The organism is Bradyrhizobium uaiense, assembly GCF_010811875.1.
Lineage (GTDB): Bacteria > Pseudomonadota > Alphaproteobacteria > Rhizobiales > Xanthobacteraceae > Bradyrhizobium > Bradyrhizobium uaiense.
Genome location: NZ_VKHP01000311.1, coordinates 1 through 9790 on the forward strand (window position 1 = coordinate 1; position 9790 = coordinate 9790).

Consider the following 9790-nt stretch of genomic DNA (forward strand, 5'->3'; position numbering starts at 1 on the left):
TGGTAGTCGACCTTCAGGCCACGCCCGGCAAGCTCGGCAACGAGACCGCGTATGGTGAAATCGCCGTCCTTGATCCGTTGTGACAGCCAGACCGCGTGCTTGCCCGAAATTGCCTTCGGCTTGTAGCCGCCGATCTGGCCAGGCTCAACGCTGCCGGTCTCATCGACCCGCTTCATCCAGCCGATGGCGGTGCTGATCGCCACTCCAAACTGCTTGGCGGCTCGATTGCGCGACATCCCGCCCTCGATCGCAGCCACCACACGCTTACGGAGATCCAGAGAGTACGGCTTGCCCATCCATGCTGGCCTCCTATCCAGCCAGCATGGTGAATCAGAAACCAACTGATTTGGGAATCCCAAATCGATTCAGACTAAAGCCATCCCGCTTTAGCTACCATAGTCAAATGCTCACGACAGCCCGGCATCAGAATGTCAGGCTTGACGCTGTTCGCGAACCCCGGACCCAAGCTGCTAGAAGGATTGGCGGTCACCATTGGGTGGTACGGATCGACGCGGTTTCGTGCGGTGCGTCGTTGCACGTCGCTGACGGCATCTATGTTCGCTGCGCCCACCGTAATTCCATTGACTGTTTCGGAAGGGGAGAGCAGTCGCCGCGATGCAACCAATTGAGAGAGCGCCTCAAGTGTGCGCTTTGCGCGATCGGGCTGTCTCGTCGCTTCGTACTGGCCCATCGTGGCAATCGAAGCGATATCGAACCGCTGGGTATGATTGCCAGCGCTCACACAGAATAAAATTCCGTAGCTGTGTGACAATCTGTCGATAAGTCGGGCCCATGGCGAAAGGCGCCCCTGAAATGGCTTTCGCACATTTCCGAGCGAGAGGTTCACTATCAGGACAGACGGAGCAGTTGGATCGGCGTCTCGACGCATCGCCGTTACGGCTTGATAGATCAAATCAACGATTAGCCGATCTTGAGGGAACTGATCAGCATCACCGAGCACCGGTACGCAATGAATACGGCGTCCCAAAGGTGGTTCAACGACGTTACGGTCGCCATGCACAACCAGCGAAGACATCGCTGTGCCATGAGTTCTTTCTTCGACCACCGTGAGCGGTTCAAGATTGAACTGGTCGTCGACGCTCAGTCGGCCACGAAGCAGCGGATGCTCTGAAACAGGAACTCATCCAAGATAGCTAGGATTGGCTCTCCGTTTCCAGGTGGTGGCGGAATGAGGCCTGCTTGTTCGACAGTGTCATCTACCTCGACCGACAGCGCGACGCTCTGTGGCCGAATATGCATCACCGCATCCAGGCCACTAATGCCAGTTGGAGAGCGTTCCGCGATATGTCGGATCGCAGTCACGGGTAGACGCGCAAGGATCGCATGATAAGCGATGTCGGGGATGCGGCACCTTGAAACAAGCGCTCCGCCAGCCGCAGCAATTTCACCAATTACAGCCCGTTCCGTTTCTGCGGCAAGCACCTCTGACGCACGAAAAACCAACTCAATTTCGATGACGAGAGATTGATCCTCTCCCATCAATTCGATCTCCTCAGCTAAAATTTCGCGATCGCCCTCTTGGACACGGTCGCTCGGTCCCCAAACTCTGATTTCTCGAAGCGTTGCGAAAACATCGCGCCACGGAGCAAATCCGGTTCCAAGTTCCTGTCCAGTGGTCCACCGCTTCCAAAGAGAGAGGATGTTGTGCAACGCAACAGTATCCGGCACGAGCAGGTACGCTTCCGGAGACTTGTCCTTGTCGTCGCCCTCAAGCTCTTCTTCGTCAATCAGTTCGAGGCCAGGCACCCTTCGAATTGCGGTCGCAAAATTTGCGATGGCGCCTCGAACTTCGAACACTAGCAGTCGTTCCGGCGCTAACGCGGAGGGATCAGTACGTAGCGTCAATCCAGACGGGTCTCTAGCCAATGCCTGCTCAAGCCGCCGAAATCGGCGGCCAAATGCAGCGTTCTGAGTGGCCGGAGAAAAGGGGGCGGGCCTAGGTATCGCCTGTTGTCTGCCTGTCGGCCTTGCTTCTTGGTTGCCCGGCTGTAGTCGCAGCAGCGGCTTCGTTGGATCGCCCACCATAAATGTTCTCTGGCTTTACTCGTGATGACCAATTGGCGAACTCGGAAGAAAGCGCAGAGTTTATCGAGACCTCCCCCAAACCCAAGATTTGCCGGCGCCTGACGTTCTGGAGGAAATCCAAAACCTCCGCGTATGAGGTCGCTTCAATTTTTTGCGCGAGTTCGTTAGGTGTCAGCGTCGGCCTTTCCGGCCAGCTGGCAATGACGCGTTCTATGTAGCGAGCTATCTCCGCAGTTTGCGGCGCTGGAAATGACAGTTTCAACTGGAAGCGACGCCAGACGGCCCTATCGAGCAATTCGGCATGATTAGTCGCCGCGATAGTAACGACGTAGCTCGGAAGCTTATCGATTTGCATCAATAAGAACGAAACAACGCGCTTGATTTCTCCGGTCTCATGGTCATCGCCGCGTTCCTTGCCAATCGCGTCGAACTCATCGAAAAACAGGACGCATGGTTGCGTGCGCGCGTAGTCGAAGAGCGCGCGAAGGCGCGCGTTCGTTTCGCCTAAATAGCTCCCGACCAATGCGTCGTAGCGAACAACAAAGAACGGCAAGGCGAGGCCTTCGGCAATTGCCTCGGCAAAGGAAGTCTTCCCGTTTCCGGGAGGGCCAGATAGCAGAATGCGATGTCGCGGCTCGTATCCGTTGGCTCGAAGTACGTCTGCACGCACGTGTTCTTCGATCAATTGAAGTCCTTCGGTTCTCGCTGGAAGCGGCAAAACCAAGTCGTCAAGCGAAATGCGCGCTGTGACTTCCAAGATCGTATCACGGCCGTTTGCGTGAGCGGATCGCTGAGATGTGGCCAAACTCGGTGGCGTAACGGCGACCGCCTGCAACGCCCGTTCGAGCCTGTCTGCGACCGCATGATGGCTCTTGGCACGTTCATCGGCCACGAGCGCTTCCACGGTCGAGCGCAGCATGGACTTGTCGCCGGCCGCGCCGGCTCGCACGAGTGAGATGAGAAGGTCGCTCTTGGCCATGGTGGACAACCTATACGAATATTCTAGCGTGGCGACACTGCCCGGAAGGGCGCTTCCCTGTGAACAACGGTGCGCCAACGAGCCCTTTCAGCGAATTGCTTCGCCCGCAAAGCGCCCCTCACTATCGTAAACATGAATTAAGATACTGAAAACGATCGGAAAAGTATCACCGGCTGCGATTTTGCGATCTTCCGGGCGCAATCGACTGGGGGTTGGGCGCCCAGCTTGTGCCGGCCTTTAGTCGGAACCGATCGTTGGAAATAAGCGGCGGTCCACCCACCCGCAATGGTCGCGGCGGTAACGCAATCAAGGGGACCCGCTCCCCGCGGCCTGACCCGCTGCGCCCATTCGGTCTTCCGGCTTACGTCTGACCGAGTGTTCTGACCCTGCCGTCACTCCGTGATGCCCGAAAGGTCGAGACGGAGTCCAGGGTCCTGCGATCAGCTGCTCTTCTTCGTCGCCAACTGCATCCTGGCGACCAGATTGGCCTTTTCGGAGAGCTGCTTCTTTGCCTCGAGCTGGTGCCTGCTGGTCAGTGACGCCTTTTCGGCCAGCTGCCGCTTCGCCTCGAGTTGATGCTTGGCCACGGTGTCCGCCTTCGCAGCCAGCTGCTTCTTCGCTTCGAGTTGCATCGATGCTGTATCAGCCATTTCCGCACTCCTCCGCCAGGCTTGAAATATGGGTTTTCACGAACGCGATTTCGTCCTCGCTCAATCCGGCGAGCAGCCGTTCTGCGGTCAGGTCGCTTGCGGTCAGCTCGCAGTCCTTGGTCAGGCTTGGGTCCCTTCCTTCAACGGCGAGATGCACCTGCTTCTCGAAGCCGGCCTGGCAAAGCTTGGACAGGGCGCAGGTGATGCAGGGGCTGCGATCTCGCGACGCCTTCAGGTATCCGTTCTCCGCAATGCAGAACTCGTCGAAATCAGGACCGTCATAAGGAAAATTCGGATCAACGTTATGGTGCAGCGGCATGGCCCCTCCACTTTTGATCGCATGCACAACCTACGTGTGTGTGAGATATAATACAACCTGAATCTCGGGCGCGGGCGCTCCGCGAAGCGCGAGCAGCGGGAACCTGGATCGGTTTCGGCGATTGCCACGAAGCCGGATATGTTGTGACCGTCAGGTCAGGCCCGATATGCTGCTTGCTGGGCATAAGGGGCCTGGTGTGCTCGACCAGGCCGGAGGTTGCGACATGGCCAAGAGATCATGAGCAAGAGAACGTGACCACGGGAGCGTGAGCAAGAGATCATGAGCAGGAGATTCAAGGTCGGCGATCACGTCAGATGGAATTCCGAGGCCGGCCACGTCTCGGGCACCATCATCGCGGTCCACACCAGTGATTTCGATTACAAGGGGCACACGCACCGCGCCTCGGAGGCCGATCCGCAATACGAGATCAAGAGCGACAAGACCGATCATGTCGCGGCCCACAAGGGCAGCGCGCTCCATCATGCCTAGAGCGTTTTCGAGCGAAGTGGATACCGGTTCGCGTGAAGAAAACGCGTCAAAGCGAGAATCGAGAGCCCGTTCCGATCCCATCGCAACAGGCTCTAGCAAGGACGAGGCGCTTCCGTTCTTCACGATCGGTCATTCCAACCGCAGTCTCGCGGATTTCGTCGTGCTCCTCACCGCAGCCGGGATCGACCGCGTCGTCGACATCCGGACGGTGCCGCGGTCGCGCAGCAATCCGCAGTTCAACAAGGACACGCTCCCGGAGCCGCTGGCGGCCGCCGGCATCTCGTATGAGCATCTGGCCGATCTCGGCGGGCTCCGCGGCAAGGCGCGAGACGTGCCGGCTTCCGTCAATGGATTTTGGAGCAACGAGAGCTTTCGCAACTACGCCGACTATGCGCTGTCGCCGCAGTTTCATGCGAGCCTGCAGCATCTGCGCGACGAGGGGCATCGACGACGCTGCGCGATCATGTGCTCGGAAGCGGTGTGGTGGCGTTGCCACCGCCGCATCGTCGCCGACTATCTGATCGCGTCAGGAGAGACCGTGGTTCACATCATGGGGGAAGGGCGCCTCGAGCCTGCCCGCCTCACCGAAGGCGCCGTCGTCGAGAGTGATGGCACGGTGGTTTATCCGGCTACGGGTCAACTGGATTTGTGAGGCCTTGCGCCGCGCCCCTCACTCCACGCTGCGTTTCCAATATCCGGTGCCGAGCTTGCCGGTGATCACGGCGGTCGCGTCGTGGACCTCGTAGGAGCCGGCATCGGTATAGTTCCTCAGCCCCTTCAGCGCGTGCAGCGTCCAGCGGCCATTCGCAAAGGTCACGGTGCCTTCGTGGGATTGCGCCGAGCGGAAGGGCTCGGCGTGGAATTTATAGGTGCCGTCGGCCAGGATCTGCCAGATCCAGCGCGACTGGCCGCGGCCGCTTGCCACCATGATCTCCCAGGTGCCGACCAGCGCGGGATCGATCGCGCCGGCTGAGGTCACTGGTGGCGCCGGCAATGCGGGAGCTGCGGCTGCGGGCGCGGCATTCGCCTGTTTCGCACCCGCCGTCTCGGATGGTGGCGCTGCCAGATAGATCGCCTTGCGCGACAGCGAGCCGTAGACGAACGGCTGCTGCTCGTTGCGCGTCGCCTCCATCACGTCGTCGCGGACGTTGCGGAACATGAAGGTGACCTCGACGCCCGGCGTTTCGATGTTGCGCAACAGCGCTGCGGCGAACGGGCTGTTGCGGCCGTCGCCGTCGAGCGCGGTGGTGCCGTCGCGCGCAGCATAGGCGACCAGCACATTGCCGACCGGCTCGATGCGGCCGAGCCCGCTATTTGTCGCGGCACGGGTGGCGAGCGAACGGCTCATCTTCGCGGCGAATGGATTGTTGCGGCAGGCATCGAGGATGACGAGGCCAAGGCTCGTGGTGTTCGTCACCTGCAACATCACGCTTTGCAAACTGATCGCTTCATTGGCGGCGTCGGTGTCGCGCTTCAGCTCGGCGTCGACCGGGATCAGCCAGTTGTCGCCGTTGATTTCCATGCCATGGCCGGCGAAATACACGGCCGCCATGTCGGCCGCGGCGGCGTTGCGCCCGAACGCGATCAGGCCGCGTCGCATCTCGTCGAAGCTTCCATTGGTGATCAGGGTGACGGCGAAGCCGAGGCGCTTCAGCGCCGCGGCGATATCGCCGGCATCACTTGGCGGATTGGACAGTGCCGGCACGCTCTTGTAGGCGCCGTTACCGATCACCAGCGCCACCCGCTTGCCGTCGGCCGCGGCCGGCATGACAGAGCCCGCGAGCGCCGCGGCAACAGCCAGTCCCGATACAAACGCGCGGCGGTTCATGCTGGACCCGATCGGAGGTGACGGGTTCAGGGTAGCGCAGCCGCCGCGCCGCGGCCACGGAAATGGCGGCGCGATCAGGCCGCCTGCTTCGGCGTCCAGACGCCGGCCGGCACCGGCTCGGCGGGCAAAAGATTGGCGCCGGCGGCGCCCGCAATCGACATCGTGATCTCGTGGATGTCCTGCACCGATCGCTGCATCGAGAAGCGCGGATAGAGCTCGCGCATCGTGGTGGCGGTCGCCGCCTGCGCGCTTGCGGGATCGGCCAGCACGGCCTCGACCGCGGCGGCGATGCTTGTCGCGTCCTGGCCGAAGCTGTAGCGGGCGAGACGCGGCATCTCGGCCGCCGAGAAGCGGTTGGCGTCGAACACCGGCACGGTGCCGGCGCCGAGCGCGAAGAACACCCGGTCATGCACCGACAGGTCGATGTTGGGATTGAGTGAGACCGCGGCGAGATAGCTGCCGAGGCCTTCGCGCATCGCATCGAAGGTCATCGCGCCGACCTCGCGGGCGCGGACGCCCCTCGTGTAGTTGTCGAGCCGGGTCAGGATCACGTTGAACAGGTCGCGGCCCGGCTTCGGTGCCCGGCAATCCTGGCGAGTTCACCTCGAACGGCGCCTACGGTACGCAGTTTGTCTGCGATCCCAAGGAGCGCCTCGTCGTGGTGGTGGGAACCGCAGCGCCCGGCGAGCTGCGCAAATATTATCGCGAGAACGTGCAGGACATCGTTTACGGCGCGATGGTGAAGTAAAGCGCGCTGCCTGCAATCACGCTTCGAACGCCGGGAACGTGATGGTTCCCGGCGTTTTTCATGCCGCGATCGTCGACGATGCATTTCGTCCAGGAAAGATCGCTCCGAGAAAATGTCTCGTGCGTGATCCTGCATCGGCGTAGCTGCGCCAGGCGCGCAAAACTTTCGAAAGGAGAAGTCAATTCTCCTGCACCCAGTCGATTCAGGATATTGAGCGTTACGTCATTTGCGCGCGCGTCATTGTCGATGTGATTCAGTCGCGCAGCAACAAACCACGCATTTCGATTTGAAGAAGAGAATACCGCTTTTCCGGACTCGCTGAAAAAGAGTTTGGCTTGGACTCGCTCGCCGGTAACTTCTCTGAGACACTTGATCGTCAGCCGATGGTGCTTGCGAGGGGAAATTCTGATGATTTGCACCGACGTCTTCGACGAGATCAACGCCTGCGCATTGCGAACGTCGTGTCCCACGATCTGCTGTTGACGCACCGGCGGTGCGTCGCGGATCGCGATCGCTGATCGCTCCGGCCTCCCGAAAATTCATGGGCTGACGAGGTTTCAGTCAGTCCCTTCCAACCCGCTGTCCCGCGCAGCGTGAATGCATCGCGCTGCCCGCTTCCCATGACGCGCTTCGTCACATGCCAACCGAAATGAGGACATTCGAATGACCGCCAGCAATGATCCGATCAAATTCGCCTATTGGGTGCCCAACGTCTCCGGCGGATTGGTCATCAGCAAGATCGAGCAACGAACCGGCTGGGACATCGACTACAACCGTCGCCTGGCGCAGATCGCAGAGCAGAGCGGCTTCGACTATGCGCTGAGCCAGATCCGCTTCACCGCCGGATACGGTGCCGAGTTTCAGCATGAGCCGGTCGCATTCAGCCACGCGCTGCTTGCCGCGACCACGAAACTGAAGGTGATCGCGGCGCTGCTGCCCGGACCGTGGAATCCGGCGGTCGCGGCCAAGCAGATCGCCACCATCAGTCAGCTCACCGAGGGCCGCGTCGCGGTCAACATCGTCAGCGGCTGGTTCCGCGGTGAGTTTACCGCGATCGGCGAGCCCTGGCTTGATCACGACGAGCGCTATCGCCGCTCCGAGGAGTTCATCCGCGCGCTGCGCGGGATCTGGACCCAGGACAATTTCACGTTCCGCGGCGATTTCTATCGCTTCTCCGACTACACGCTGAAGCCGAAGCCGGCGCATCCGCTGCCCGAGATATTCCAGGGCGGCAGCTCGCGCGCCGCGCGCGACATGGCCGCGCGGGTGTCGGACTGGTACTTCACCAACGGCAATTCGGTGGCGGAGATCAAGAAGCAGGTCGACGACATCAGGGCGAAGGCGCGCGCGAACGATCACTCGGTCAAGATCGGCGTCAACGCCTTTGCGATCGCGCGCGACAGCGAGGCCGAGGCGCGCGCCGTACTCGACGAGATCATCGTCAAGGCCGATCCGGAGGCGGTCAATGCGTTCGGGCATGAGGTGAAGAACGCCGGCAAGGCCTCGCCGGAAGGCCAGGGCAATTGGGCGCAATCGAGCTTCGAGGATCTCGTCCAGTACAATGATGGCTTCAAGACCAATCTGATCGGCACGCCGGAACAGATCGCCGAGCGCATCGTCGCGCTGAAGGAGGTCGGGGTCGATCTCGTGCTGCTCGGCTTCCTGCACTTCCAGGAGGAGGTCGAATATTTCGGCCGCCGCGTCATTCCGCTCGTCCGTGCGCTGGAGACGAAGACCGCCGCGCACGCCGAGGCTGCCGAGTGACGGGAGCCTTTTGACGTGACGGCGATGGCGACAAATGCTGAAGTCCTTGCGCTGGAGGCGGCTCCGGCGCAAGCCGGCGCCCGAGCCGCGGCGACGGCCGATGCTCCCGAGCGGCGGCTCACGCAGGCCGCAGATCGCGCGGCACGGCCGGTGCTGGCCTTGAGCGATATCGCGCTGACCTTCGGCGGCGTCGCCGCGCTGCGCGACATCGACCTTGCGGTCGCGGCGGGCGAAATCCGCGCCGTCATCGGCCCCAATGGCGCCGGCAAGAGCTCGCTGCTCAACGTCATCAGCGGGCTCTATCAGCCCGACCGCGGTCAGGTCTGGCTCGGCGAGCGCGCCTTCGCCCAGGTGCCCACGGCGCGATTGGCGGCGCACGGCGTGGCGCGCACATTCCAGAACCTCGCGATCTTCAAGGGGCTGTCGGTGTTCGACAATGTCCTGATGGGGCTCGCGCATCGCGTTCGCGCCGGCTTTCTGCGCCAGATCATCGGCTCGCCGTTGGCGCGCCGGATCGAGGCGGGAAATCGCGCTGCCGCCGAGGAAGTCATTGGCTTCCTGCATCTTGGTGATGTCCGCGAGCGCGCCGCCGGGACCTTGCCCTATGGCTTGCAGAAGCGGGTCGAGCTGGCGCGGGCGCTGGTGGCGCGGCCGACATTGCTGCTGCTGGACGAGCCGTTCGCCGGCGTCACGTTGAGCGAGAAGCTCGAGCTGTCCGAGCATGTGCGCAATGCGCGTGACAGCTATGGCGCCACCATCGTGCTGATCGAGCACGACATCGGCGTGGTGATGGGCCTCTCTGATCGGATCGCGGTGCTGGATAACGGCCGCAAGATCGCCGACGGCACGCCCGACGAGGTGAGGGCCGACCAGGCGGTGATCGACGCCTATCTCGGCGTTGCGCATCAGGACGTCACGGAGCTCGCGGTCTGATGTTCGATTATCAGTTTCTGATCGAGGTCTTGGT

Annotated in this window: 13 protein-coding genes and 1 pseudogene; 5 read left to right on the forward strand and 9 right to left on the reverse strand. The window is 61.6% G+C overall.

The genetic code is table 11. The features are described from left to right. From FNJ47_RS41425 to FNJ47_RS41450, 6 genes are all read right to left on the reverse strand, one after another. Positions 1-296, reverse strand: a 296-nt coding sequence (locus tag FNJ47_RS41425) for an IS630 transposase-related protein (protein ID WP_163161972.1), incomplete at its 3' end; no start/stop codon positions are given. 74 nt (positions 297-370) lie between these two features. Further along, positions 371-1120 (reverse strand): S8 family serine peptidase, encoded by a 750-nt coding sequence (locus FNJ47_RS41430; RefSeq protein WP_347341790.1) that lies wholly within the window; start codon positions 1118-1120, stop codon positions 371-373. After that, the gene (locus FNJ47_RS41435; protein WP_163161976.1) at positions 1102-1818 is read right to left on the reverse strand and encodes a hypothetical protein; all 717 of its coding nucleotides are present in this window, start codon (positions 1816-1818) and stop codon (positions 1102-1104) included. The genes FNJ47_RS41430 and FNJ47_RS41435 overlap by 19 nt, the downstream gene beginning before the upstream one ends. Positions 1819-1957: 139 nt before the next feature. Further along, entirely contained in the window at positions 1958-3025 is a 1068-nt protein-coding gene (locus tag FNJ47_RS41440; protein ID WP_163161977.1) for an AAA family ATPase, read from the reverse strand. A 440-nt stretch (positions 3026-3465) separates the two neighbouring features. Then, positions 3466-3675 (reverse strand): hypothetical protein, encoded by a 210-nt coding sequence (locus FNJ47_RS41445; RefSeq protein WP_163161979.1) that lies wholly within the window; start codon positions 3673-3675, stop codon positions 3466-3468. Then, positions 3668-4021 (reverse strand): hypothetical protein, encoded by a 354-nt coding sequence (locus tag FNJ47_RS41450; RefSeq protein ID WP_163161981.1) that lies wholly within the window; start codon positions 4019-4021, stop codon positions 3668-3670. The genes FNJ47_RS41445 and FNJ47_RS41450 overlap by 8 nt, the downstream gene beginning before the upstream one ends. 252 nt (positions 4022-4273) lie before the next feature. Between FNJ47_RS41450 and FNJ47_RS41455 the strand changes: the two genes are divergently transcribed. Both FNJ47_RS41455 and FNJ47_RS41460 read left to right on the forward strand, forming a co-directional pair. Beyond that, on the forward strand, positions 4274-4483 hold the full coding sequence (locus FNJ47_RS41455) for a hypervirulence associated TUDOR domain-containing protein (RefSeq protein WP_163161983.1): 210 nt from the start codon (positions 4274-4276) through the stop codon (positions 4481-4483). A 79-nt stretch (positions 4484-4562) separates the two neighbouring features. Beyond that, positions 4563-5135: a DUF488 domain-containing protein gene (locus tag FNJ47_RS41460; RefSeq protein WP_347341791.1), complete on the forward strand. Its 573-nt coding sequence runs from the start codon at positions 4563-4565 to the stop codon at positions 5133-5135. Between the two features lie 18 nt (positions 5136-5153). Here FNJ47_RS41460 and FNJ47_RS41465 read toward each other — a convergent pair whose 3' ends face one another. Both FNJ47_RS41465 and FNJ47_RS41470 read right to left on the reverse strand, forming a co-directional pair. After that, complete coding sequence (locus tag FNJ47_RS41465) at positions 5154-6311, reverse strand: caspase family protein (RefSeq protein ID WP_163161985.1); 1158 nt, start codon at positions 6309-6311, stop codon at positions 5154-5156. Positions 6312-6385: 74 nt separating this feature from the next. Next, entirely contained in the window at positions 6386-6862 is a 477-nt protein-coding gene (locus tag FNJ47_RS41470; RefSeq protein ID WP_163161987.1) for a hypothetical protein, read from the reverse strand. 14 nt (positions 6863-6876) lie between these two features. Between FNJ47_RS41470 and FNJ47_RS50045 the strand changes: the two are divergent. Continuing rightward, positions 6877-7059 (forward strand): annotated as a pseudogene (locus tag FNJ47_RS50045) (serine hydrolase domain-containing protein); the annotation flags it as partial. Here FNJ47_RS50045 and FNJ47_RS41475 read toward each other — a convergent pair. Then, positions 7038-7547, reverse strand: a complete 510-nt coding sequence (locus FNJ47_RS41475) for a hypothetical protein (protein WP_163161989.1) — start codon at positions 7545-7547, stop codon at positions 7038-7040. The pseudogene FNJ47_RS50045 and the gene FNJ47_RS41475 overlap by 22 nt on opposite strands. A gap of 175 nt (positions 7548-7722) precedes the next feature. Here FNJ47_RS41475 and sfnG point away from each other — a divergent pair, with 175 nt between their 5' ends. Next, entirely contained in the window at positions 7723-8823 is a 1101-nt protein-coding gene (sfnG, locus tag FNJ47_RS41480) for a dimethylsulfone monooxygenase SfnG (protein WP_163161991.1), read from the forward strand. Between the two features lie 24 nt (positions 8824-8847). Further along, positions 8848-9756: an ABC transporter ATP-binding protein gene (locus FNJ47_RS41485; RefSeq protein WP_163161993.1), complete on the forward strand. Its 909-nt coding sequence runs from the start codon at positions 8848-8850 to the stop codon at positions 9754-9756. The last annotated feature ends 34 nt before the right edge of the window (positions 9757-9790 follow it).